Here is a 25,648-nt window from a genome sequence, read left to right on the forward strand (position 1 = left end):
CACGGGGCTATAGCTCAGTTGGTAGAGCGCCTGCATGGCATGCAGGAGGTCAGGAGTTCAATTCTCCTTAGCTCCACAGAAGTCGAAGGCGGATCATCCGAACGGATGGTCCGCCTTCGCGTTGTTCCGGAAACATTCGGAAACCCGGTCCGCGGGAACCTGGTTCCCCATGGGTTCGCGCGCGTGGGGCGGGCCACCCGACCAGGGTGACCCGCCCCACATGCGTGCGGTGAAGTACGCGGTCAGCGTCCCAGCGCCCGGCGGCCGCGGCCCTGCGAGAGAACCGGCAGGTTCTTGGCCGGCGCCTGCGAGCGCGTGTCCTCCTCCAGGCGCAGGGCGAGCGCCGGGCAGCGGCGCACCGCGCGCAGCGCCTTGGCCTCCGCGAACCGGGGCACCTTCGCCTGCGCGACCGTCGGGAAACCGTCCGCGCCCAGCTCGAAGACCTCCGGAAGGATGTCCGCGCACAGGCCGTGGCCACGGCACAGCGTCCAGTCGACATAGATCTTCTGGCGGCTGCCGCCACCGTTGTCCTCGGGCTCTCCGCCGCCCGGAATGCCCGTAGGCATCTTGCCGTCCTCGAAGAGCGGCAGAACGCCCTCGACGGGCCGTCCGCAGCCGTTTCCGAGAACGTGCGCGGCCAGGTCGTCGGTGAACGCCTTGATCGTCGACTCGAGGAACATCGCGGAGCCGTCCGGGTGCGAGCAGGCGCCGCGCCGCTTCACGTTCTTCGCGACCTGCTTGAGCGCCTCCAGAGCGGCCGGTCCGCCGCCGTTGAGGATGTCCTCCATGCCGCGCGCGGCCGCCGGCAGACCCAGGTAGCAGGGACCGCACTGTCCCGCGCTCTCCTCCGCGAGCCACTGGGCGACCCGCAGCGACTCGCCCAGCGGGCAGGTCTCCTGCGTGATCGGCAGGATGGCGCCGGCGCCCAGGGCGCCGCCCACCGCGTCCAGCGAGTTACGGGAGACGATCGCCTCGTTGACCGTGGCCGCGTCGATCCACTTGCCGTGGTAGCCGCCGGTCAGCACCCCCTGCGGCACCGGCGGGGCGCCGGCCAGCTGCAGGACGTAGCGCAGCGGCACGCCCGTGGGCACCTCGATCACCATGGGCCGGGCGACCGCGCCGGAGACCGTCAGCATGACGGTGCCCGGCTCGTCGTACAGGCCGGTGTTGCCGTAACGCTCCGGGCCGATCCGGGCGGCGATCGCCAGCTGCGCGAACGTCTCCGCGTTCGACAGCAGCGTGGGCGCGCCGCCGACACCGTTCTGCGAGGCACTGGTCTTGCGGCCGGGCGGGATCGCGGGGCCGCCGTCGATCGAGCGGATCAGCGACGCGGCGGCTCCGGTGACCATGCGGACCGGGTTGCGCTGGACGAACGCCTTCAGCGCCGAACGCCGGCCGTTGCTCAGACCGCGCTCGGCGAGCGCCTGCTCCATGGAGCGCTGCGTGGACTCCCTGGTGACCCCCACCACGAGCGTGCGGGCACCCAGCGCCTCGGCGCACAGCAGCGCACCGTCCAGGATCAGATGCGGGGCACGGTTGATCAGCACCGTGTCCTTGCGGCAGGCCGGCTCGTCCTCACTGCCGTTGACGACGACGACCGGCCGTACACCGCGCTTGATCGCCGCCTCGGCGACCGAGCGCAGCTTCTTGTGGAAGGGGAAGCCCGCACCGCCGCGGCCCTTCAGGTTGATGCGTTCGGAGAGCTGCGCGAGCTGCTCCCCGCCCAAGGGCTCAAGCGGCCCGTGCACCTTGAGGTGCATGGGCAGATCGAGTCTTTCGACAAGGTCGAAGCCTGACGTGAGCTGTGGAAGGCCGACCACGCGGACTTCTGGTACGTCGGGCAGGGCCTCGTTCACCTATAGCCTCCGGAAGGCGTGTTCCAAGGTTCGCCCGAACCCGGGGCGTCGAAGGACGCGCCGGGCGCTGGTTCGTTGGCGGGACCGCTGTTGTATGTGTCATTCGAGTTGTACGTCCCGTACCGGGCGTTCGTCTCACTCGTGTCGTACACATCACGTCCGGTCGTGCCGGCGGCGCCCGGATTGCCATAGGCCGGGATGTTGTATCCGGTGTCCCGGAGCGGGTCGTACGCCGACGGCGGCGCCTCGCCGACCGGGGGCGGGGACGGGATCGGCCAGCTGCCCGAGGTGCTGGACGGGCCGTCCACGCGCTCCATGCGCGTGGTCTGACCTGCCGCGAACGGCGACTGGGGCTGCCCGGGCGTGTTCGTGGCCCGGTAGGCGGCCGCGAAGCCGGAGGCCGGCTCGGGGCCGGGGGCGGCGGACGGGAACAGCGGGTTCGACTGGGTGGACGCGGTCTCGGCGCGCGACGGCCTGGGCTCGCGCTCGCGCGGGGCCTCGTAGCCGGGCAGCCCGGACTCGCCGACTCGGGCACGGCTCGCGTCGAGATCGTTCAGACGGGACCGCTCCGAATCCCCGAGGAGCGTGACGAGCCGGTCGGCGAAGCGGCGCTTGAACGGGCGAGGCGCGGCGCGCAGGGCGAGGGCCGCCATGATTCCGGCCAGGCACAGCTCGTACGACACCATGAAGAACGTCTTCGCCGGGCGGCCCGCGAAGAGGCCGTGGAGCAGGGCGAAGCACAGGGCCGGGTAGGCCAGCATGTGCATCGCGCGCCAGCGGGCGGCCACCACGGCGGGGGCGGCGAACTGGTTGCGCAGCGCGCCGGTGATACCCACGAAGATCATGAGGTAGGCGGCCAGAGAGCCCATGCCGATGAGGCTGGCGCTGCCCGGGTTCGCGCCGCCGCCTCCTGTGACCAGCCAGCCGAAGGGGATCAGGGCGGCGATCCAGTCGGCGTGGTCCAGCGCGATCTTCACCCCGATGTGCACGAGCAGGAACGCGATCGAGGCCACCGCGGTGACCCGGTGGATGGCTTGGGCCACGATCCGCTGGCGGATGTTGAGGAGGATGCGGTCCTGGGCCACCAGGCCCCAGATGCACGAGCAGGTCAGGCAGACGAGCGCCAGGACGCCCGCACCGAAGTTCAGGAACTGCTGCAGCCAGTCGCCTCCCAGCAGGACGACGATGGGTATCAGCAACAGGACGACAGCGGACGCCACCCCGTAGGCCGAACGGCCTGGTTTGGGGAGCGAGCTGTTACTACGACGAGGGTTCATGGGGGCAACTCCGAGCAGTTCGGGAAAGCGGTCCCGGTGCCGCAGCCTAAGTGGCGCCATACCGATCAGTACGAGGTTTGAGTTATTGCGTTGTTATCAAAAGGCGATGCGCCCCTTGCGATGTCCCTTAGCGGACGTTACGCGAAGTAATTTTTGAACCTGGTTCAACTCTCGTCCCGATGGTCGCCTCAGACGCACGTGTCATCCAGTGATACGCAAGCGCGTCGCAGGTTGCTCAAGCGCTGCGGTACTCTGACGGCATGCGTGCCGTACGCCTTCTGCTTAGCGGGCCGCGCTGATCAGTCCCGACCGCCGGACGAAACGGTTGGTCGGCATCGGCGCGGCGTCCCCTCCTGTGTGAGGGGATTTTTCGTTTCTAGAAGTTCGCAGCCGCAGGCAGAGACGACCGATGGAGCTTTGAGGATCATGAGCGAGACGAACCCCGCTGCCGCCGCCACGTCGGCGGAGGCCGCGCCGCACCGCTACACGGCCGCCCTGGCGGCAGAGATCGAAGCACGCTGGCAGGACTTCTGGGACGCCGACGGCACCTACGCGGCGCCCAACCCCACGGGCGAGCTGGCCGGCGACCCCGGGCTGGTCGCACGGCCCAAGAAGTTCATCATGGACATGTTCCCGTACCCGTCCGGTGCGGGCCTGCATGTCGGCCACCCCCTGGGCTACATCGCCACCGACGTCTTCGCCCGCTTCCAGCGGATGAACGGCCACAACGTCCTGCACACCCTGGGCTTCGACGCCTTCGGCCTGCCCGCCGAGCAGTACGCCGTGCAGACCGGCACGCACCCGCGCGTGTCCACCGAGGCCAACATCGAGAACATGAAGGTCCAGCTGCGCCGGCTGGGCCTGGGCCACGACAAGCGCCGGTCGTTCGCCACGATCGACCCGGACTACTACAAGTGGACCCAGTGGATCTTCCTGCAGATCTTCAACTCCTGGTACGACGACGAGGCCAAGAAGGCCCGCCCGATCTCCGAGCTGATCGCCCAGTTCGAGTCCGGTGAGCGTGCCGTACCGGGCCACACGCGCGCGTGGAACCAGCTGACCGCCACCGAGCGCGCCGACGTCCTGGGCGAGTTCCGCCTGGCCTACGCCTCCGACGCGCCGGTCAACTGGTGCCCCGGCCTGGGCACCGTACTGGCCAACGAGGAGGTCACCGCCGACGGCCGTTCCGAGCGCGGCAACTTCCCCGTCTTCAAGGCCAAGCTGCGCCAGTGGAACATGCGCATCACCGCCTACGCCGACCGGCTGCTGGACGACCTGAACGAGCTGGACTGGCCCGAGGCGATCAAGCTGCAGCAGCGCAACTGGATCGGCCGCAGCGAGGGCGCCCGCGTCGACTTCCCCATCGACGGCGAGCAGATCACCGTCTTCACCACCCGCCCCGACACCCTGTTCGGCGCGACCTACATGGTGCTGGCCCCCGAGCACCCGCTGGTCGACCGGTTCGTCCCGGCGGCCTGGCCCGAGGCCACCCACGACGTGTGGACCGGCGGCCACGCAACCCCAGCCGAAGCCGTGGCCGCCTACCGCGCGCAGGCCGGCGCCAAGTCCGACGTGGAGCGGCAGGCCGAGGCCAAGGACAAGACCGGTGTGTTCACCGGCGCCTACGCGACCAACCCGGTCAACGGCGCCAAGATCCCCGTGTTCATCGCCGACTACGTGCTGATGGGCTACGGAACCGGCGCGATCATGGCCGTACCGGCCGGTGACCAGCGCGACTTCGAGTTCGCGCGCGCCTTCGAGCTGCCGATCGTCTGCATCGTCGAGCCGACCGACGGCCGCGGCACCGACACGTCGACGTGGCAGGACGCCTTCGCCTCGTACGACGCGAAGATCATCAACTCCTCCAACGACGACATCAAGCTGGACGGCCTGCCGGTCGCCGAGGCCAAGGCCCGCATCACCGAGTGGCTGGCCCGCAAGGGCATCGGCGAGGGCACCGTCAACTTCCGGCTGCGCGACTGGCTGTTCAGCCGCCAGCGCTACTGGGGCGAGCCCTTCCCCATCGTCTACGACGAGGACGGCGTCGCCCACGCGCTGCCCGAGTCGATGCTGCCGCTGGAACTGCCGGAGGTCGAGGACTACTCGCCGCGCACCTTCGACCCGGAGGACGCCGACACCCAGCCCGAGACGCCGCTGTCGCGCAACGAGGACTGGGTCCACGTGACCCTGGACCTGGGCGACGGGCCGAAGAAGTACCGCCGCGAGACCAACACCATGCCCAACTGGGCCGGTTCCTGCTGGTACGAGCTGCGCTACCTGGACCCGCACAACAGCGAGCAGCTGGTCGACCCGCAGATCGAGCAGTACTGGATGGGCCCGCGCGAGGGCATGCCGCACGGCGGTGTCGACCTGTACGTCGGCGGCGCCGAGCACGCCGTACTGCACCTGCTGTACGCCCGTTTCTGGTCGAAGGTCCTGTACGACCTGGGACACGTCTCGTCCGCCGAGCCGTTCCACAAGCTGTTCAACCAGGGCATGATCCAGGCCTACGTCTACCGCGACGGCCGCGGCTTCCCGGTGCCCGCCGCCGAGGTCGAGGAACTGGGCGGCGACTACTACTACCAGGGCGAGAAGGTCACCCGCCTGCTGGGCAAGATGGGCAAGTCCCTGAAGAACGCGGTGACTCCGGACGAGATCTGCGCCGAGTACGGCGCCGACACGCTGCGCCTGTACGAGATGGCGATGGGCCCGCTGGACGTCTCCCGGCCGTGGGACACGCGCGCGGTGGTCGGCCAGTTCCGGCTGCTGCAGCGGCTGTGGCGCAACATCGTCGACGAGGCGACCGGTGCGGTCACCGCCACCGACGCCGATGCGGACGACGAGACGCTGCGCGCCCTGCACAAGGCGATCGACGGCGTCCGCCAGGACCTGGAGGGCCTGCGCTTCAACACCGCCATCGCCAAGGTCACCGAGCTGAACAACCACCTGACGAAGGCGGGCGGCGCGGTGCCGCGATCGGTGGCCGAGCCGCTGGTGCTGATGATCGCGCCGCTGGCCCCGCACATCGCCGAGGAACTGTGGCGCAAGCTGGGCCACACCGACTCGGTCGTGCACCGGGACTTCCCGGTCGCCGACCCGGACTACGTCGTCGACGAGACCGTGACCTGCGTCGTACAGATCAAGGGCAAGGTCAAGGCCCGCCTGGAGGTGCCGCCGGCCATCTCCGACGAGGAGCTGGAGAAGGCGGCGCTGGCCGACGAGACGGTCGTGAAGGCGCTGGGCGGCGCCGGGATCCGCAAGGTGATCGTCCGCGCGCCGAAGCTGGTGAACATCGTCACGGCGTGACACCGCAGGCCACCTCCGGGTGGTCCCCTACGGGCAGGTTCGGGGTCTTTCTGGAACTCCGGGCCTGCCCTTTGCGTTTACCGTTGTGGGCACGGTCACCCACAACACCGCCGTGCCCGAGACGGCCGGGGTGGTGGCCAGCGAGGAGGAGCACCGTGGAAGCCGTGATCGCCGTATTCGCCGTGCTCTTCCTGCTCCTCGTCGCCGGTGGGGCCTACGTCACCTTCAAGGCGGTCGGCGCCGCCAAGCGCGGGGTGGACCGTACGATCAGCCAGGCCCGGCGCACGGTCGAGGAGCACACGCTGCGCGCCAAGTCCATGGTCCAGATCGGCCCGGCGGGCGAGATCGCCCAGCTCCGGCTCACCCTGCGCACCTCGATGCGGGCGACCCAGGACGCGTTGCACGCGGGCGTCGCCGAGGACGAGTCGCTGAAGGAGTCCCTCGGTCTCTTCCAGCGCCTCAGCGCGCACGGGTATGAACTGGACGGCGAACTCAGGCGACTGGAGTCCGAACCGGACCGGGCCACGCTCGTCACGCGCCTGCCCGGGCTGCGCCGCCGCACCGAGCGCATCACCGAGTCCGCGGACGCGCTGCGCTGGGCGGCACGCGACCGGGCCCGCCGCTTCGCCGACGACGACCTGGACACCCTGAGCACGCAGATCGGCGTCGAGGCGGACGCCCTGCGGCACTGGACCCGTCCGGATCCGGCCGCCCAGACCCCGCCGTGGCCCGAGGCCGCCGGCGGCTCAGGCGACTCCGGCGACTCCCAGACCTGGCCCGGGCAACCGCGCTCCGCCTCGGCCGAGGAGCCGGCACGGCCCGCGATCACCCCGCCCGGCCGGCCTCGGGTGTACCCCTGGCAGAAGAAGCCCCGGCCGGAGAGCACCACTTGACCCGGCCGGTCCCGGTCCGGGCGGCCGGGGGCGGGCTGCCGTGTCCGGGCTACGCCAGGTAACCTCCAGCTCATGTCCTGCCATGTCGCGATCGTCACCGATTCAACGGCCTACCTGCCGCCGCGGACGGTGGAGCGCCACGGCATCACCGCGGTCCCGCTGACCGTGGTCCTCGGCGACCGGGCGCTCGAAGAGGGCACCGAGATCTCGACCCGTTCCCTGGCCCAGGCTTTGCAGAAGCGGCGCCCCGTCACCACGTCCCGGCCCAGCCCCGAGGTGTTCGCCGAGACCTACCGCAGGGTAGCCGGGTCCGGGGCCACCGGCATCGTCTCGCTCCACCTGTCGGCCGAACTGTCGGGCACCTACGACGCGGCGGTCGTCGCCGCCCGCGAGGCACCCGTTCCGGTGCGGGTGGTGGACACCGGGATGGTCGCGATGGCCCTCGGGTTCTGCGCGCTCGCGGCGGCCGAGGCCGCTGAGGCGGGCGGCACCGTCGACGAGGCCGTCGCGGCTGCCGAGAAGCGGGCCGCCGGTACCTCCGCGTACTTCTACGTCGACACCCTCGACTATCTGCGCCGCGGCGGCCGCATCGGCACCGCCCAGGCCCTGCTGGGCTCCGCGCTCGCCGTGAAACCCCTGCTCCAACTGGACGGCGGCCGGATCGAACTCCTGGAGAAGGTACGGACGGCGTCCCGGGCCATCGCCCGTCTCGAGGAACTCACCGCCGAGCGTGCGGGCGGCGCCGAGGTGGACGTTGCCGTGCACCATCTCGCCGCCCCCGACCGTGCCGCGGCCCTCGCCGACCGGCTGCGGGTGCGGCTGCCCGGGCTCCACGACCTGCATGTGAGCGAGGTCGGCGCGGTCATCGGGGCGCACACGGGTCCCGGCCTGCTCGGGGCGGTCGTCTCACTGCGGTGACCTGTGGATCCTGTGGCGCGGGCCTCGGCATCATCACCCGTGCGGGTGGCGGAGTTATCCACAACCCGGCCGCGGTCCACGGAAACTGAGCAAGATCATCGCGGATCGGCGGGAAGCCCGATCCTCATCGCATGGCACTTCGATCACGCTCACACGAGACACATGCGACCAGCGGCCCGGGCCGGGGCTCCACCTCCGACGGCCGCACCCGGCACCGGCGATCCCCGGTCCGGGCCCGTGTCCGCCCCCGGCCCCGCCCCGCCCCGGCCGACGAACTGCGCCGCCGGGCGGAACTCCTCTTCGGCGAACGAGCCGTCGTCAGGCCGGTGCCCGGGCAAGGGCCGCCCACCGCGGACACGGTGACCGGCACCGGGGCGGCGACCGGCCTGACCACGGCCACGACCGCGGTGCGCACGGCCACGGCCGGAGTGCGCACCGCCGCGGCGGCGCTGTCCACGGCGGCGGCCGTGATGGCGTCGGCCCGGGCGCTGGCAGGCGAGGCCACGGGACGGCGCGAGTCGGCGCTGCCCGGTCTGCGGTCCCGGGTCGGGCTCGCCGTACGGGAACGGATGCCGGTGTGGCTGCAGACACGCTGCGGACTGGAACGCCGGGGCGCGGCCGCCCTCGGAGTGGTCCTCGTCGTGGCCGCGGCGCTGGCCGTGCAGCACTTCTGGACGGGCCGGACCGAGTCCGTGAGCGCACCGGAGGTGGTGCGCGCGCAGCCGCCGTACGAGAAGGGCGGGGAGCGGGCCCCGGCCGCCGGAGCAGCCGGCGGAGCCGGTGTCGCCGCGGCGCCCGATGCGTTCGGCGGAACCGGCGGGACCGGGGGGTTCGGTGGAACCGGCAGGCCCGGTGCGGAGATTGTGGTGGACGTCACCGGGAAGGTCCGCGATCCCGGGGTCCACACGCTGCCGGCCGGATCCCGGGTGACCGACGCGCTGCGGGCGGCGGGCGGAGTACGGCCCGGCACGGACACCGACGGACTGAACCGGGCCCGTTTCCTGACGGACGGCGAACAGATCGTCGTCGGGGGCCCCGCCCCGCCGGCCGCACCCGGCCAGGCCGGTGCCGGGACGGGAGCGGGCCCGTCCGCGCCGGTCTCCCTGAACACCGCGACCGTGGAGCAGCTCGACGCCCTGCCCGGCGTCGGCCCGGTACTGGCCCAGCACATCGTCGACTTCCGTACCCAGCACGCCGGGTTCCGCTCGGTCGACGAACTCCGCCAGGTCAAGGGCATCGGTGACCGCCGCTACTCCGACCTGCGGGATCTGGTCAGGCCATGAGGCGCGGGACCGACGGGACCGACGGCGCCGCCCCGGGCCCCAGGGCCGTACGCCGGGCCGGGCACACCGACTCGGGGCCCCGGCCCGGAACCGCGCACGCCGGGGAGAACGCATGGGCCGACCTGCGGCTGGTGCCGCCCGCGCTGGCTGTCTGGGCGACGGCGGCGCTGGCGCTGGACACGCCACCGGGATGGACGGCCGGGACCGCGGTCGCCTGCCTGGTCGCCGGGGCGATCCTGCTGCGGCTCGCCCGGACGCGCCCCCGGCCGGGCGCGACGACCGCAGGTGTCGCCTCCACCCCGCCTGCCTGGCGGCAGGCGTCGGCCGGCGCGCTGCTCCTCTGCGTCGCCGGGGCGGCCGCCTCCGCGGGGCTGCACGGGGCGGACGTGCGCCGCGGACCGGTTCCCGGGCTGGCCCGCGCGTACGCCACCGTGACCGTGGAGGTGGAGCTCACGAGTGACCCCTGGGCCGCGAGGCCACGCGTGCGAGGGGACCACGCCACCGCGGCCGCCGTGCTGGTGCGCGGCGAGGTGCGGCGGGTGGAGAGGGGCGACGGGACCGCGGTGACGACACGTTCACCGGTGCTGGTGGTCGTGGACACGGGGGTGCCGGCGCCCGGTGGCGGCGGCCGGGCGCGCTGGCTCGGGCTGCTGCCCACCACGCGGCTGCGGGTGAGCGGGCGGCTGGCGCCGGCCACGGCCGGCGGGGACCGGGTCGCGGCGATGCTGCGGGTGCGGGAGCGCCCCGCACCGGCGGTGGTGAGCGAGCCGAGCGGGCCGCAGCGGCTGGCCGGGCGGTTACGGGCCGGGCTGCGGGAGGCGACCGACGGGCTGCCCCAGGACGCGCGGGCGCTGCTGCCCGGCCTGGTCGTCGGGGACACCTCACGGATCACCCCGGACCTGGACGAGGCGTTCGAGGAGACCGACCTCGCGCACACCCTCGCGGTGTCGGGCAGCAACCTCACCATCCTGCTCGCCCTGCTCATCGGACCGCCGGGACTGGCCCAGCAGACCGAGCGCCGGGGGCTGGCCGCGCGCCTCGGGCTGTCGCTGCGGGCGACCGCGCTGTTCGCGTCGGCGCTCACGCTCGCCTTCGTCGTGGTGTGCCGGCCGGACCCCAGTGTGCTGCGGGCCGCGGCCTGCGGAGCGGTCGCCCTGCTCGCCCTGGCGACCGGCCGCCGCAGATCCCTGATTCCGGCTCTGGCGACGGCGGTTGTGCTGCTGGTGCTGTACGACCCGTGGCTGGCCCGCAGTTACGGCTTCCTGCTGTCGGTGCTGGCCACCGGTTCGCTGCTGATGCTGGCGCCCAGGTGGGGCGACGCGTTACGGAGCCGCGGGGTGCCGGAGCGGCTGGCCGAGGGGCTGGCGGCGGCCGCGGCGGCGCAGGCGGTGTGCGGGCCGGTGGTCGCGGTGCTGTCCGCGCGGGTGAGTCTGGTGGCGGTGCCCTGCAATCTGCTGGCGGAGCTCGCGGTCGCGCCGGCCACGGTCCTCGGCTTCGGGGCGCTCGCGGCGGCTCCGGTGGCGATGCCGGCGGCCAAGGTGCTGGCGTGGTGCGCGGGTTGGCCCGCCGGGTGGGTCGCGGGGATCGCCCGGACCGGGGCCGGGCTGCCGGGCGCGGGTGTGGACTGGCCCGGGAGCTGGGCGGGGGCGCTGCTGCTGGCCGGGGTGACGGCGGGCGTCGTACTGCTGGGGCGGCGGTTGCTGCGGCATCCGTGGTGGTGCGGGGCGCTGGGGGTGCTGCTCGTGCTGCTGGTGGTGCGGCCGGTGCCGCTGACCCGGGTGCTCACGGGCTGGCCGCCGCCCGGCTGGCGGCTGGCGATGTGCGACGTCGGGCAGGGCGACGCGACCGTGCTCGCGGCGGGCGCGGGCACGGGAGTGGTCGTGGACGCCGGGCCCGATCCGGCGCTGGTCGACCACTGCCTGCGAGAACTCGGGATCACCCGGATCCCGCTCGTCGTCCTCACCCACTTCCACGCCGATCATGTCGCGGGGCTGCCCGGGGTGCTGCGCGGCCGGGAGGTGGCGCAGATCGAGACGAGCGGGTTCGAGGAGCCCGCGGACCAGGCCGAGTTCGTCAGAAGGGAGGCTGCCGAGCATCGTGTCCCCATCACGCGGGCGGTCGCCGGGGAGCGGCGCAGGACCGGGCCGCTGGACTGGCGGGTGCTGTGGCCGCCTCCGGACCCGGCACCGGATCCGGACGGACCGAACGACGCCAGTGTCGCCCTGCTGGTCCGCTCGGCCGGACTGCGGATGCTGCTGCTCGGGGACCTCGAACCCCCGGCCCAGCAGGAGTTGCTGAGATCTCCGGCCGCCGCGGGGCTCGGCCGGGTGGATGTGCTGAAGGTGGCCCACCACGGGTCCGCGTATCAGGATCCGCGGTTGTTGCGGCTGGTGGCGCCGCGGGTCGCGCTCATCTCGTGCGGGGCGGACAATCCCTATGGGCATCCGGCACCGGGCACGGTGGCCGAGCTGCGGGCGGTGGGGGCGGTGGTGCTGCGGACCGACCGGGACGGGGCGCTGGCCGTGACCGGCGGTGGCGAGGGAGGGGAGGCAGGGGAGCTGCGCGTGGCGCGAGACTGAGAGCATGAACTCGGTGAACCTCGCGCAGATCGGCGCCTACCTCCACCGGCTCGGAGCCGCCCGTCCGGACCGGCCCACCGCCGAGGCCCTGCGCGAGTTGCATCTGCGGCATCTGCGGACCGTGCCCTTCGAGAACCTGTCGATCCACCTCGGCGAGGAGATCGTGCTGGAGGAGAAGCGGCTGCTGGACAAGGTGGTGGGGGCGGGTCGGGGCGGGTTCTGCTACGAACTCAACGGCGCCTTCTCGGTGTTGCTGGCCGCGCTCGGGTTCGGGGTGACGCCGCTGGCGGGGCGGGTGTACGGGGAGGAGGGGCGGCTGGGGATCCCGTACGACCATCTCGTGCTGCGGGTACGGACGGTGGACGGCGGCGAGTGGCTCGCCGACGTGGGATTCGGGGCGCACAGCCACTACCCGCTGGCGTTCGCGGAACGGGGCGAGCAGGCCGATCCCGGCGGGACGTTCCAGGTCACGGAGGCCGGGCCGGACGCGGCGGGAGCAGGAGCAGGAGCAGGGGCAGGGGATGGGGATGGGGTCCTGGGTGCGGACCGCGTGGCGGCCGGGGACCTGGACGTGCTGTGCGACGGGCAGCCGCAGTACCGGGTGGAGGTCCGGCCGCGGGTGCTCGGGGACTTCAGGGCCGGGGCGTGGTGGCACTGCACCTCGCCGTCGTCGCACTTCACACAGTCGCTGGTCTGTTCCCGGGTCACAGAGGAGGGCGGGCGGATCACGCTCAGCGGGCGGACGTTGACGGAGACGGCGGCCGACGGGGCGCGTGAGGTACGGGAGTTGGAGCGAGACGACGAGGTGCTCGGGATCTACCGGGAGCGGTTCGGGATCGAGCTGGACTGTGTGCCGACGGTGCGAAATCCGGGGAAAGCCAACCGGAATGTCTAATTCGGGTGTCACGGAAGATCGCGTTCCTACTGGCGCGTAGCATGCTACTTGTGCGTAGTTCCGGCGCATGCGCTCTATTCCCGTGATGTGAGCCCGTGTTGCCTCGAAAGCCGCATCGGTGATCGAATGTTTCTCCGGTAACGGTTGGTGGCGAGGCGTACAGGGGTGGCGAGGATGTTCGGCCGCTTGATGGGAAACCGAACGAACCGGATGCAGCGGACGAGCCCTCTCGCGGCGGTGCAGACCCCGCCCGATGCCGGGGTGCTGAGCTGCCGGGTGCTCGACCCGGTCAACGAGCCGGTGACGAAAGCCGAGTTCGCGGTCAGCGACACCACGGGGCGCACGGTGGTCAGCGGGGGCATGGATCCCTACGGGTCGTTCGTGACGACCGTGCCGGCCGGGGAGTACCGGCTGGCGGTGTCCGCCGAGGGGTTCACTCCGTACCGGGCCACCGCGCGGGTCGGTGAGAACAGCCTCGCCTCCCTCGGTGACGTCATCCTCCAGGTCGCCCAGCCACCGGAGCTGCCGGCACCGGGGGACTGGGAGATCGAGCCGACGCATTCCTCGATCGGCTTCACCGCCCGGCACATCGGACTGGCCCGGATCCACGGCCGGTTCAACTCGTTCGCGGGCGCGGTACGGATCGCCGAGCAGGTGGAGCGGTCCGCCATGCACGTCGTGATCGACGCCGCGACCATCGACACGGGCGTCCGGATGCGCGACGACCATCTGCGGTCGGCGGACTTCCTGGACGTGCGGCGGTTCCCGACGCTGGAGTTCTACAGCGAACGGTTCGTGCACCGAGGCGGCACCAGGTGGGCCGTCACCGGGGCGCTGTCCCTGCACGGGGTGACGCGCACGGTCACCCTCGACACGGACTATCTCGGGCTCGGCAACGGCATGGAGGGCGAGGTGCGCGCCGCCTGCCGGGCCACCACCGAACTCCACCGCGACGACTTCACCGTGAGCTGGCAGACCATGCTGGCGCGCGGGATCGCGGTGGTCGGGCCGAGCATCCGCGTCGACCTGGACGTCCAGATCGTCCCGAAGGGCTGAGCCGGCCGGCGGTGCCCGAGAATGGGGCCGTGAGCGATGTGAGACATGTGCTGGTGCTACCCGACCGGGACACGGCTGAGGAGGCTGCGGAGGCCCTCGGGGAGCGGTTCGGCGTCGACGAGGAGCCGCGGCTGGTGCGTGACGCGCTCGCGGGGGAGGACGACGCCGAGGACGTGCAGTGGCTGGTGCTGCTGAAGGACGAGCAGGGACGGCTGGACCCGGCGGAGCTGGACGAGTTCGCGGGGGAGTGGGACGGGTGGCGGGAGGAGCCGTAGCGGTGCCGGCGGCCAGGGCGCGGAAGGTGCGGGCGGCCGGGGGCGCGGAAGGTGCGGGCGGCCCTGTTGTCAGTGGGCCGTGGGATGCTTGGCGCGATGGCCAAGAAGACTGCTGATGACGATCCGCTTGCCCCGCTGACGCTGGCCGTGGGGCAGGAGGAGCTGCTGCTCGACCGTGCCGTGCAGCAGGTGGTGGCCGCTGCCCGGGCCGCCGACGCCGACACGGACGTGCGGGACCTGAGCCCGGACCAGCTGCAGCCCGGCACACTGGCCGAGCTGACCAGCCCGTCGCTCTTCGCGGAACGCAAGGTTGTGGTCGTGCGCGACGCGCAGGACCTGTCCGCCGACACGGTCAAGGACGTGAAGGCCTACCTCGGGGCGCCCGCCGAGGAGATCACCCTCGTGCTGCTGCACGCGGGCGGGGTCAAGGGCAAGGGGCTGCTTGACGCGGCGCGCAAGGCGGGGGCCCGGGAGGTCGCCTGCCCGAAGATGACGAAACCGGCGGACCGGCTCGCGTTCGTGAAAAGCGAGTTCCGGGCGCTCGGGCGGTCCGCCACGCCCGAGGCCTGCCAGGCGCTCGTCGACGCCATCGGCAGTGATCTGCGTGAGCTGGCGTCGGCCGTGACCCAGCTCGCCGCGGACGTCGAGGGCACCATCGACGAGGCCGTCGTCGGGCGGTACTACACCGGCCGGGCCGAGGCGTCGAGTTTCACCGTGGCCGACCGAGCCGTGGAGGGGCGCACCGCGGAGGCGCTGGAGGCGCTGCGCTGGTCGCTGGCGACCGGGGTCGCCCCGGTGATGATCACGAGCGCGCTCGCGCAGGGCGTACGGGCGATCGGGAAGCTGGCGGGGGCGCGGGGCGGACGGCCCGCCGATCTCGCGCGGGAGCTCGGGATGCCGCCGTGGAAGATCGACCGGGTACGGCAGCAGATGCGGGGATGGACGCCGGACGGGGTCGCGGTGGCGCTGCGCGCCGTCGCCGAGGCGGACGCGGGCGTGAAGGGCGGCGGGGACGATCCCGAGTACGCCCTGGAGAAGGCCGTGGTGACGATCGCGCGGGCGGCGCGGTCACGAGGGCGGGCGCAGTAAGCGGAGAGCGGGGCGCAATCAGTGGGGCGGGGGCGGGGGCGACGAACCGAGAGGGTGCGCGCGGTGATGCCGAAAGCCCCGGCGTCCGCCCTGGGGAAGGGCGAGGCGCCGGGGCCTTCGGTTCAGACTGTCGATCGACGCCCGCGTGGCGAACGCAGGCCGCGCGTCGATCCTCGGGTGCCGGTCGGGGGCGGATGAGAGAGGGCCCGCCCGGGTCCTTCCGGCGTCACATCAGATGTCAGCCCTTGAGGGCAGCGACCTTGGAAGCAAGCGCCGACTTCTTGTTGGCGGCCTGGTTCTTGTGAATGACGCCCTTCGAGACGGCCTTGTCGAGCGCACGCGCGGCAGCGCGCTGCAGCTCGGTGGCCTTCTCGACGTCACCCGCGGCAGCAGCCTCGCGAGCCTTGCGGACCGCGGTCTTCAGGGAGGACTTGACGGCCTTGTTGCGCAGCCGAGCCTTCTCGTTGGTCTTGATCCGCTTGATCTGGGACTTGATGTTCGCCACGAATGAGCCTTTTCAGGTTCTGGTGCGGGGCCGCGAAGGTCCCGTACCGATGAATTTCTTGAAGTCGTGCCTCGCGCTGAGAGGGCATGAGACACAGCCGCCCACGTTACCAGCGAGCCGGACAATGGCCCAAACCGGTCCGCGGTCCCCCGCCATGGGACCATGGAGGCTACGTATCGATCCGACCCGAGGCATAAGGCGCCTCAAGAGACAGGACCCTGCGTGCCCGCGACCCCTAACAATGTGCCCGAGCCGAGCCGTACCGCCCCGGCTCTGATCCGCAATTTCTGCATCATCGCGCACATCGACCACGGCAAGTCCACGCTCGCCGACCGGATGCTCCAGCTGACCGGTGTGGTCGAGCAGCGGCAGATGCGTGCTCAGTACCTCGACCGGATGGACATCGAGCGCGAGCGCGGCATCACGATCAAGTCCCAGGCGGTGCGTCTGCCCTGGGCCCCCACGGAGGGCCCGGACCAGGGCAGTACGCACATCCTCAACATGATCGACACCCCGGGGCACGTCGACTTCACCTACGAGGTGTCGCGGTCGCTGGCGGCCTGCGAGGGGACCATCCTCCTCGTCGACGCCGCCCAGGGGATCGAGGCGCAGACCCTCGCCAACCTCTACCTGGCGATGGAGAACGACCTCACGATCATCCCCGTGCTCAACAAGATCGACCTGCCGGCCGCGCAGCCGGAGAAGTTCGCCGAGGAACTGGCGAACCTGGTCGGCTGCGAGCCGGACGACGTGCTGCGGGTCTCCGCCAAGACCGGTGTAGGCGTCGACGCACTGCTCAACAAGGTCGTCAAGGAGATCCCGGCGCCGGTCGGTGTCGCCGACGCGCCCGCCCGCGCCATGATCTTCGACTCGGTCTACGACTCCTACCGCGGTGTCGTGACGTACGTCCGTGTCATCGACGGCCAGCTCAACAAGCGTGAGCGGATCAAGATGATGTCGACCGGCGCCACCCACGAACTGCTGGAGATCGGCACCAACTCGCCGGAGATGCTGTCCGCCGACGGACTCGGCGTCGGCGAGGTGGGTTATCTGATCACGGGTGTGAAGGACGTCCGGCAGTCCAAGGTCGGTGACACCGTCACCAGCCAGACCAAGGGCGCCACCGAGGCACTCGGCGGCTACAAGGACCCGAAGCCGATGGTCTTCTCCGGTCTGTATCCGCTGGACGGCTCCGACTACCCCGAGCTGCGCGAGGCCCTCGACAAGCTCCAGCTCAACGACGCCGCGCTCGTCTACGAGCCGGAGACCTCCGCCGCGCTCGGCTTCGGCTTCCGGGTCGGCTTCCTCGGCCTGCTGCACCTGGACGTGATCCGGGAACGGCTGGAGCGCGAGTTCGGGCTCGACCTCATCGCCACCGCGCCGAACGTGGTCTACCGCGTGGTCATGGAGGACCGGACCGAGTACACGGTCACCAACCCGAGCGAGTTCCCCGAGGGGAAGATCAACGAGGTGTACGAGCCCGTCGTACGGGCCACGATCCTCGCGCCGACCGAGTTCATCGGCTCGATCATGGAACTGTGCCAGACCCGCCGCGGCACCCTGCTCGGCATGGACTACCTGTCCGAGGACCGGGTCGAGATCCGGTACACGCTCCCCCTCGCGGAGATCGTCTTCGACTTCTTCGACCAGCTGAAGTCGAAGACCCGCGGCTACGCCTCGCTGGACTACGAGCCCACCGGTGAGCAGACCTCCAGCCTGGTCAAGGTCGACATCCTGCTGCACGGCGACAAGGTCGACGCGTTCTCGGCGATCACGCACAAGGACGCGGCCTACGCGTACGGCGTGCGGCTCGTCGCCAAGCTGCGCGAGCTCATTCCGCGGCAGGCCTTCGAGGTGCCCATCCAGGCCGCCATCGGCTCCCGGGTGATCGCCCGCGAGACCATCCGCGCCATCCGCAAGGACGTCCTCGCCAAGTGCTACGGCGGCGACATCTCCCGTAAGCGCAAGCTGCTGGAGAAGCAGAAGGAAGGCAAGAAGCGGATGAAGATGGTGGGTTCCGTGGAGGTTCCGCAGGAGGCCTTCATCGCGGTGCTCTCCAGCGATGACAGCGCGGGATCGGCCAAGAGCAAGAAGTGACCGCGGACAACCATCCGTCGCGGCCGTAAATCGGGTACAACAGGGGTTCGCCGGACGAAAGTGCGGCGGACCCCTACGCGTGCGTAGCGTCGCTCTGCGTGGACCGTGCGGCGAAACAGACAGGCCGATGCCCCTTACGTACAGCCCGGTCGCGGCTTACTCTGATCCCTGCTCGATAGTTACTCGCGAGTTAAACAAGCGCGAACCCCACCGTGAGTCAACCCCAGCCGCACTGAGCCAGCCGCACCGTCGCGGGCGCCGGAGGATGTCGTGACCGACACACAGACACTGATCGAGAACCGACCGCCGTCCGTGGCGGCCCTCTTCCTGGATCGCGTGGCGGCCACACCGGACGCCGAGGCCTACCGCTACCCGGTACCCGCGGCCTCCGGCCAGGGCCCCGACGACTGGAAGTCGCTCAGCTGGGCGCAGGCCGCCGAGCGGGTCTACGCGATCGCCGCCGGCCTCATCGAACTCGGCATCGAGCCCGAGCAGCGGGTCGCCCTCGCCTCCTCCACCCGGGTGGAGTGGATCCTGGCCGACCTCGGCATCCTGTGCGCCGGCGCGGCCACCACGACCGTCTACCCGCAGACCAACGCCGACGAGTCGGCGTTCATCCTCTCCGACTCCGCGAGCCGCGTGCTGATCGCGGAGGACGCGGCCCAGCTCGCCAAGGCCGTCGAGAAGCGAGCCGAACTGCCGGAGCTCACCCAGGTCGTCGTCATCGACCCGGCCGGCGTCGAGACCGGCGACTGGGTGATCACCCTCGCCGAACTGGAGCAGCGCGGCGCCAGGTACCTGGAGAAGCACCCCCAGCTGATCAAGGAGCGGGTCGGCGCGATCACCAAGGATCAGCTCGCCACCCTCATCTACACCTCCGGTACCACCGGCCGCCCCAAGGGCGTACGGCTGCCGCAGGACAACTGGTCGTACATGGCGAAGGCGATCGCCGCGACCGGGCTGATCAGCGGCGAGGACGTGCAGTACCTGTGGCTGCCGCTTGCCCACGTCTTCGGCAAGGTGCTCACCTCCGGTCAGATCGAGGTCGGTCACGTCACCGCCGTCGACGGCCGCGTCGACAAGATCATCGAGAATCTGCCGGTCGTGCAGCCGACCTACATGGCCGCCGTGCCGCGCATCTTCGAGAAGGTCTACAACGGTGTCGCCGCGAAGGCCCGAGCGGGCGGCGCCGCCAAGTACAAGATCTTCCAGTGGGCGGCCGACGTCGCCCGCGAGTACGCCAAGGTCACCCAGGACAACTTCCGGCGCACCGGCGCCGCGACCGCGCCCTTCGGGCTCGCCGCCAAGCACAAGGTCGCCGACGGCCTCGTCTACTCCAAGCTGCGGGAGGCGTTCGGCGGGCGGCTGCGGGCCTGCGTCTCCGGGTCGGCCGCGCTGGCGCCCGAGATCGGCTACTTCTTCGCCGGTGCCGGTGTGCACATCCTGGAGGGCTACGGCCTCACCGAGTCCTCCGCCGCGTCCTTCGTGAACCCCGGCGAGGCCTACCGCACCGGCACGGTCGGCAAGCCGCTGCCCGGCTGCGAGGTGCGGATCGCCGACGACGGGGAGATCCTGCTCCGCGGCCCCGGCATCATGCAGGGCTACCACGGGCTGCCCGAGAAGACGGCGGAGGTGCTGGAGGCCGACGGCTGGTTCCACACCGGTGACATCGGCGAACTGTCTCCCGACGGCTATCTGCGCATCACCGACCGCAAGAAGGACCTCATCAAGACGTCCGGCGGCAAGTACATCGCGCCCGCCGAGGTCGAGGGACAGTTCAAGGCGGTCTGCCCCTACGTCTCCAACATCCTCGTGCACGGCGCCGACCGGAACTTCTGCACCGCGCTGATCGCCCTCGACGAGGCCGCGATCCTGGAGTGGGCCAAGGAGAACGGCCTGGACGGCAGGTCCTACGCCGAGGTGGTGGCCGCCCCGGCGACCGTGGCGATGGTCGACGGGTACGTCAAGCAGCTCAACGAGGGGCTGCAGCGCTGGCAGACCATCAAGAAGTTCCGGCTGCTGCCCCGGGATCTCGATGTGGAGCACGGGGAGATCACGCCGAGCCTGAAGCTGAAGAGGCCGGTCGTGGAGCGGGAGTACAAGCACCTCATCGATGAGATGTACGCGGGGACGCGCGAAGGCTAGCGGAGGGCGGGGGACTGCGTGGCGGCCGCCGGTTCGGCGTGGCTTGTCGCGCAGTTCCCCGCGCCTCTTTTTTTGTTGGGCGGCTCAGCTCTGCTTAGCAGTCGCCCTGGTTCCCCAGCTTCTTTTCTTAGCATTGCTACGCCGAGAGGCCTTTGCCCGCGGCGTCCAGGGGGCGAAGCCTTCGTCAGGTAGTCCGCCGTGCCGGGCACGCCGGTGCGTGCCCGTACGATCGGCCCGTCGGCCGTCCCGCCGACGGCCGTTCGGTCAGGCGGCTATGGCGCACCAGCCCCCGTTTCACGCGCCGTACCTCGGTGTCGAGGTGAATGCCGCGGTTTATAGATCCCGCCGGTCCCGGTCCCGGTTCCGATTCCGGTCTCCGGGGCTTCAGGGGAGCCCCTGTCGCGGGCGGCGGTCATCGCGGCGAGCGGGGGTGCGTTTCGGATGCTCGGAGTTGTTGCGGTTTCTGTCCGTCTTCGAGCGCGCGCGTAGCACTGTTCTCACTCATGGCGGCCCACTTCGGTAACTCGGTGCTTATGGGCGCAGTCAGTCTGTCACCCTGTCCGCATCGATCGGGATGTATTCGTCCGAACTGCTCGGGGAGCTGGACATGGGGGCCATATCCACGCAACGGGAGACCGTCTCCCGGGTCTGTGAGGTGCCTGCGCGCGACGCGGCGCCCGCGTCCGACACCGCGGGCCCGCGCGCGCAGGGGAGCGCGTCCCTGCCTGGAAACGCCCTGGCGGCCGGTTCCGCCCGCGTCCTGGTGCGTGCCTCACTCGACGAGTGGGCCGCCTGCGGACTCCTCCGCCCGGAGCGGCAGCGGGTCGCCGAGGACGCCTTGGTCGTCGTCAGCGAACTCGTCACCAACGCCGTCGTGCACGCCGGGACGGACATCGAGGTGGACTGGTGGCTGGAGGAGGGGACGGAGACGGCGTTCCTCGTCGCGGTCACCGACCACCATCCCTCCCGCGCGCCTCGCGACCACGCGGGCGAGGCGCCGTACGAGACACCGGAGTTCGGGCGGGGGCTGCGTCTGGTCGCCTCGCTCGCGGAGTCCTGGGGGGTGACATACCGCACCGGCGCGAAGTCGGTGTGGGCGCGGCTGGCCGGCCGGGGCGGCACGCTTCCCGACGAGCAGCAGCTGAAGGTCGCCGAGATCCTCGCGCCCGAGCCGCCCACGTCCTCGTCCCCGCACGCGGAACCGTCCCCGCACGCGGAACCGTCCTCACGCGCGGAACCGTCCCCGCACGCGGACTCGGCCGCCGCGGAGGGCGGGGGATGCTCGCATCGCCCCGAGCGCGACCGGGACTGGCTCAACCGGGGTGCGCTGTCCTTCCTCGCCGAGGCCTCCGACCTGCTCGCCGGGCAGCTCGACGAGAACCTGGTGGCCGCGCTCACCGGCCAGCTGATCGTGCCGCGGCTCGCCGACTGGTGCGCGGTGTGGCTGGAGGACGAGGCGACCGGCCGCGGTGGCGGCTGGGGCGACCCGGCCGGTGCGGGCGGCCCGCGGCTGGCCCGGGTCTGGCACGGCAGCGAGAACCGCATCGAGGAACTGCGCCACGCCCTGGAGAAGGACCCGCCGGGCGCGCGCGACGGGTTACGGTCCGGGCCCGAGCCGTATCCCTGGCCCGGCGCGGCGCTCGGCCCGCAGGGCGCCCTCGGCGCGGCGCTCGCCTACCGGCTGATCGCGGGCGGCCGCCCGCTCGGCACGCTCGTCATCGGACGGTCCGGCCCGGACGGCATCCCCGACGAGATCACCGGCCTCGTGGAGGACTTCGGCCGCCGGGTCGCCCTCGCCATCGGCGCGGCCCGCCAGTACGCCCGCCAGGCCACCATCAGCGCCGTCCTCCAGCGCGGGCTGCTGCCCGGCGCGGTCGCGGAGATCCCGGGCGTGCGCAGCGCGCTCGTCTACGAACCCTGTGACAAGGGCGGCCCCAGCGGCGACTTCTACGACCTCTTTCCGGCCGGCGACGGCCGCTGGTGCTTCGCCGTCGGCGACGTCCAGGGCAAGGGGCCCGAGGCCGCCGTCGTCATCGGTCTCGCCCGGCCCTGGCTGCGGCTCCTGGCCCGCGAGGGGTACCGGGTCGCCGACGTCCTCGACCGGCTCAACCAGCTCCTCCTCGACGACGCCACCGAGGCCGCCGACGCAGCCGCCCGCGCCCTGGTCGCCGGCGGCGGCCGCCCCATGCCGCCCGGCGACGGCCCGCAGACCCGTTTCCTCTCCCTCCTCTACGGGGAACTCACCCCCCTCGACGGCGGCGGCGTCCGCTGCACCCTCGCCTCCGCCGGGCACCCGCTGCCGCTGCTGCTCGGCCCTGACGGCGAGGTCCGCACCGCCGCCCGCCCGCAGACCCTCCTCGGGGTCGTGGAGGACGAGACGTACACCAGCGAGACCATCGAGCTGACGCCCGGCGCCAGCCTGCTGTGCGTGACCGACGGGGTCACCGAACGGCGCTCCGGCTCCGCCCAGTTCGACGACGGCGACGGGCTCGCGCGGGCGCTGGCCGGCTGTGCGGGGCTGAGCGCCGAGCTGATCGCCGAACGGATCAGCCGGCTCGTCCACGAGTTCGGCGGCGGGCAGCCGGAGGACGATCTGGCGCTGCTGGTGCTCCAGGCGGAGTGAGCGGCGCGGAGGTGAGCGGAGAGGGGGAGCAGAGGGGGGAGCAGATGGGGTGAGCAGGGAGAGGGTGAACCGCGCGAGTGGACAGCGAGGGGGGTGAGCGGCGCGGAGTGGACAGCGCGGTGCGGGACAATGGAGGACATGCCTTCCGCACTCCCCGACGGCGAGCCCGTCCCCGGCGACGGCGCGCTCCCCGCGTCCGCGCTCGCCGGTGCCGCCGCCCGCCCCCTCGGGTTCTACCTGCACGTCCCCTACTGCGCGACCCGCTGCGGCTACTGCGACTTCAACACCTACACGGCGACCGAGCTGCGCGGCACCGGCGGTGTCCTCGCCTCCCGCGACAACTACGCGGACACGTTGACCGACGAGGTCAGGCTGGCGAGGAAGGTCCTGGGCGACGATCCGCGCGAGGTGCGGACCGTGTTCGTCGGGGGCGGTACGCCGACGCTGCTGGCCGCCGCCGATCTCGTACGGATGCTGCACGCGATCCGCGACGAGTTCGGGCTCGCCGCCGACGCGGAGGTCACGACGGAGGCGAACCCGGAGTCCGTCGACCCGGCCTATCTGGCGGCTCTGCGGGAGGGCGGCTTCAACCGGATCTCCTTCGGCATGCAGAGCGCGCGGCAGCACGTGCTGCGGGTCCTCGACCGCACCCACACCCCCGGGCGCCCCGAGGCGTGCGTGGCGGAGGCCCGCGCGGCCGGCTTCGAGCACGTGAACCTCGACCTGATCTACGGCACCCCGGGCGAGTCGGACGACGACTGGCGGGCCTCCCTGGACGCGGCGATCGGAGCCGGGCCCGACCATGTGTCGGCGTATGCGCTGATCGTCGAGGAGGGCACCGGGCTGGCCCGTCGGATCCGCCGCGGCGAGGTCCCGATGACCGACGACGACGTCCACGCCGACCGCTACCTGATCGCCGACTCGGTGCTGGCGGGGGCGGGCTTCGACTGGTACGAGGTGTCCAACTGGGCCACCTCGGAGGCGGGCCGCTGTCTGCACAACGAGCTGTACTGGCGGGGCGCGGACTGGTGGGGCGCCGGGCCGGGGGCGCACTCGCACGTGGGCGGGGTGCGCTGGTGGAACGTCAAGCATCCGGGGGCGTACGCGGCGGCGCTGGCGTCGGGGCGGTCGCCGGGGGCCGGGCGCGAGATCCTGTCGGACGAGGACCGGCGGGTGGAGCGGATCCTGCTGGAGCTGCGGCTGCGGGAGGGGGTGCCGCTGGCCCTGCTGAAGGAGGAGGGGCTGAAGGCCTCGCGGCGGGCGCTGGGGGAGGGGCTGCTGGAGGAGGGTCCGTACGACGAGGGGCGGGCGGTGCTGACGCTGCGGGGGCGGTTGCTGGCGGACGCGGTGGTCCGGGATCTGGTGGACTGATCACTCTGGCTGGTGAATCGGCCCGGAACGCGGGTTCGGTCCCTAACCTGGTTCGTAGGCTGCTGCCGCAGTTGACGGCGGCAGAAACCGGAGGGTCACGGAGATGACCGCTGTGGACGAGCGCGGGATCACGAAGTTCTTCGAGGAGTTCGAGCCTCCCGAGGGCGTCAAAGTCGAGCTTCTCCGGGGGGTGGTCGTGATGATGGCCAGCCCTGACATCGTGCACAACATGATCGTCGCTGATGTGCAGGATCAGATTCCGCGATCGCGATGGTCCCGCCTTCAGACTCAGGACGTCGACATCCTGAATGAGGCCAGCGAACCGGTGCCGGACCTGGTGGTCGTCGAGCGGGGCCTGCTTCCCGACTCGGGACGGTTGCTGCCGTCCCAGCTGGTCACCATGGTTGTTGAGGTCGTCTCCAAGTCCAGTGTTCATCAGGATTATGTGGTCAAAAGGTCGATTTATGCGGCGGGCAAGGTGCCTGCATATCTCATTCTCGACCCGATCATGGCGCAGTGTGTCCTGCTGACCAGGCCTGAGGGCCAAGGCGAGGACGCGAACTATCTGACGCAACAGATCACCAAGTTCGGGGACCCGGTGATGCTGGAAGTTCTCGGAGCCGAACTGGACACGAGCGACTTCGGAACCTTCCCCGGCGTCAGGCCCCACCGCTACCCGTGACGAAGTCGATCAGTTCCTCCACCCGCCCCAGCAGTTCCGGTTCCAGGTCCTTGTAGGAGCCCACGCGCGCGAGGATCGCCTGCCATACCGCGCCCGTGTTGTCCGTGGGCCAGCCGAGGGCCCGGCACACGCCCGTCTTCCAGTCCTGGCCGTGCGGGACGCGCGGCCACGCCTCGATGCCCAGGGACGACGGCTTCACCGCCTCCCAGATGTCGATGTACGGGTGGCCGACGACCAGGGCGTGGTCGCTGGTGACCGACTGCGCGATGCGCCACTCCTTGGTGCCGGGGAGCAGATGGTCGACGAGGACGCCCAGTCGGGCGTCGGGGCCGGGGGCGAACTCGGCCACGATGGCGGGGAGGTCGTCGACGCCCTCCAGGTACTCCACCACCACGCCCTCGATGCGCAGGTCGTCGCCCCAAACCCTCTCGACCAGTTCCGCGTCGTGGCGGCCCTCCACGTAGATGCGGCCCGCGCGGGCGACACGCGCGCGTGCGCCGGGGACGGCGACCGAGCCGGAAGCGGTACGGGAGGGGCGTGCCGGTCCCCCGGACGTGGGGCGTACGAGGGTGACCACCCGGCCCTCCAGGAGGAAGCCGCGCGGCTCCAGCGGGAAGACGCGGTGCTTGCCGAAGCGGTCCTCCAGGGTGACCGTGCCCGCCTCGCACCGGATCACCGCGCCGCAGAAACCGGTACCGGGCTCCTCCACCACCAGACCGGGCTCGGCGGCCACCTCGGGCACCGGCTTCGGCTTCTTCCACGGCGGGGTCAGGTCGGCGGAGTACTGGCGCATTCGGA

The 25,648-nt window shown here is 71.5% G+C and carries 18 protein-coding genes and 1 tRNA gene; 15 read left to right on the forward strand and 4 right to left on the reverse strand.

The genetic code is table 11. From position 1 onward, the window contains the following. Positions 1–3: 3 nt before the first annotated feature. Positions 4–76: transfer RNA gene (locus tag AB0P24_RS31985), tRNA-Ala, on the forward strand. 166 nt (positions 77–242) lie between these two features. Here the strand turns inward: AB0P24_RS31985 and AB0P24_RS31990 are convergent. Both AB0P24_RS31990 and AB0P24_RS31995 read right to left on the reverse strand, forming a co-directional pair. Further along, positions 243–1,856, reverse strand: a complete 1,614-nt coding sequence (locus AB0P24_RS31990) for an NADH-quinone oxidoreductase subunit NuoF family protein (protein WP_181801638.1) — start codon at positions 1,854–1,856, stop codon at positions 243–245. Then, a complete protein-coding gene (locus AB0P24_RS31995; RefSeq protein WP_365800116.1) occupies positions 1,853–3,133 on the reverse strand; it encodes a cytochrome b/b6 domain-containing protein in 1,281 nt (426 codons plus the stop codon). The genes AB0P24_RS31990 and AB0P24_RS31995 overlap by 4 nt, the downstream gene beginning before the upstream one ends. Positions 3,134–3,559: 426 nt before the next feature. Here AB0P24_RS31995 and leuS point away from each other — a divergent pair, with 426 nt between their 5' ends. The 9 genes from leuS to holA all read left to right on the forward strand — a co-directional run bounded on the left by leuS (position 3,560) and on the right by holA (position 15,427). Then, a complete protein-coding gene (gene leuS, locus AB0P24_RS32000; RefSeq protein ID WP_365800118.1) occupies positions 3,560–6,439 on the forward strand; it encodes a leucine--tRNA ligase in 2,880 nt (959 codons plus the stop codon). A 155-nt stretch (positions 6,440–6,594) separates the two neighbouring features. Beyond that, positions 6,595–7,332, forward strand: coding sequence for a hypothetical protein (locus AB0P24_RS32005; protein ID WP_365800120.1), 738 nt, complete (start codon positions 6,595–6,597; stop codon positions 7,330–7,332). Between the two features lie 72 nt (positions 7,333–7,404). Then, positions 7,405–8,250: a DegV family protein gene (locus tag AB0P24_RS32010; RefSeq protein WP_365800122.1), complete on the forward strand. Its 846-nt coding sequence runs from the start codon at positions 7,405–7,407 to the stop codon at positions 8,248–8,250. 131 nt (positions 8,251–8,381) lie between these two features. Further along, a complete protein-coding gene (locus tag AB0P24_RS32015; RefSeq protein WP_365800124.1) occupies positions 8,382–9,533 on the forward strand; it encodes a ComEA family DNA-binding protein in 1,152 nt (383 codons plus the stop codon). Then, positions 9,530–12,112 (forward strand): ComEC/Rec2 family competence protein, encoded by a 2,583-nt coding sequence (locus tag AB0P24_RS32020; RefSeq protein WP_365800126.1) that lies wholly within the window; start codon positions 9,530–9,532, stop codon positions 12,110–12,112. Before AB0P24_RS32015 ends, AB0P24_RS32020 begins: the two co-directional genes overlap by 4 nt. A gap of 13 nt (positions 12,113–12,125) precedes the next feature. Continuing rightward, positions 12,126–13,007, forward strand: coding sequence for an arylamine N-acetyltransferase (locus AB0P24_RS32025; protein ID WP_365800201.1), 882 nt, complete (start codon positions 12,126–12,128; stop codon positions 13,005–13,007). A 174-nt stretch (positions 13,008–13,181) separates the two neighbouring features. Further along, positions 13,182–14,063, forward strand: a complete 882-nt coding sequence (locus AB0P24_RS32030; RefSeq protein ID WP_365800128.1) for a YceI family protein — start codon at positions 13,182–13,184, stop codon at positions 14,061–14,063. A gap of 29 nt (positions 14,064–14,092) precedes the next feature. Then, positions 14,093–14,338, forward strand: coding sequence for a hypothetical protein (locus tag AB0P24_RS32035; protein WP_365800130.1), 246 nt, complete (start codon positions 14,093–14,095; stop codon positions 14,336–14,338). 96 nt (positions 14,339–14,434) lie between these two features. Then, complete coding sequence (gene holA / locus AB0P24_RS32040) at positions 14,435–15,427, forward strand: DNA polymerase III subunit delta (RefSeq protein ID WP_365800131.1); 993 nt, start codon at positions 14,435–14,437, stop codon at positions 15,425–15,427. A gap of 238 nt (positions 15,428–15,665) precedes the next feature. Here the strand turns inward: holA and rpsT are convergent, their stop codons facing one another. After that, a complete protein-coding gene (rpsT, locus tag AB0P24_RS32045; RefSeq protein ID WP_365713118.1) occupies positions 15,666–15,932 on the reverse strand; it encodes a 30S ribosomal protein S20 in 267 nt (88 codons plus the stop codon). Positions 15,933–16,154: 222 nt separating this feature from the next. Here rpsT and lepA point away from each other — a divergent pair, with 222 nt between their 5' ends. The 5 genes from lepA to AB0P24_RS32070 all read left to right on the forward strand — a co-directional run bounded on the left by lepA (position 16,155) and on the right by AB0P24_RS32070 (position 24,850). Beyond that, a complete protein-coding gene (gene lepA / locus AB0P24_RS32050) occupies positions 16,155–18,029 on the forward strand; it encodes a translation elongation factor 4 (protein WP_365800133.1) in 1,875 nt (624 codons plus the stop codon). Positions 18,030–18,299: 270 nt separating this feature from the next. Then, positions 18,300–20,174, forward strand: a complete 1,875-nt coding sequence (locus tag AB0P24_RS32055) for an AMP-dependent synthetase/ligase (protein ID WP_365800135.1) — start codon at positions 18,300–18,302, stop codon at positions 20,172–20,174. Positions 20,175–20,781: 607 nt separating this feature from the next. Then, the gene (locus AB0P24_RS32060) at positions 20,782–22,797 is read left to right on the forward strand and encodes a SpoIIE family protein phosphatase (protein WP_365800137.1); all 2,016 of its coding nucleotides are present in this window, start codon (positions 20,782–20,784) and stop codon (positions 22,795–22,797) included. A 138-nt stretch (positions 22,798–22,935) separates the two neighbouring features. Continuing rightward, complete coding sequence (hemW, locus tag AB0P24_RS32065; protein WP_365800139.1) at positions 22,936–24,168, forward strand: radical SAM family heme chaperone HemW; 1,233 nt, start codon at positions 22,936–22,938, stop codon at positions 24,166–24,168. Positions 24,169–24,271: 103 nt separating this feature from the next. Beyond that, positions 24,272–24,850, forward strand: coding sequence for a Uma2 family endonuclease (locus AB0P24_RS32070; RefSeq protein WP_365800141.1), 579 nt, complete (start codon positions 24,272–24,274; stop codon positions 24,848–24,850). On the opposite strand, the gene AB0P24_RS32075 is transcribed toward AB0P24_RS32070, so the two are convergent. Next, a complete protein-coding gene (locus tag AB0P24_RS32075; protein ID WP_365800143.1) occupies positions 24,828–25,643 on the reverse strand; it encodes a DUF3097 domain-containing protein in 816 nt (271 codons plus the stop codon). The two genes, AB0P24_RS32070 and AB0P24_RS32075, sit on opposite strands and share 23 nt — an antisense overlap. Between the last annotated feature and the right edge of the window lie 5 nt (positions 25,644–25,648).

This window comes from Streptomyces sp. NPDC086519, from assembly GCF_040686075.1.
GTDB lineage: Bacteria > Actinomycetota > Actinomycetes > Streptomycetales > Streptomycetaceae > Streptomyces > Streptomyces shenzhenensis.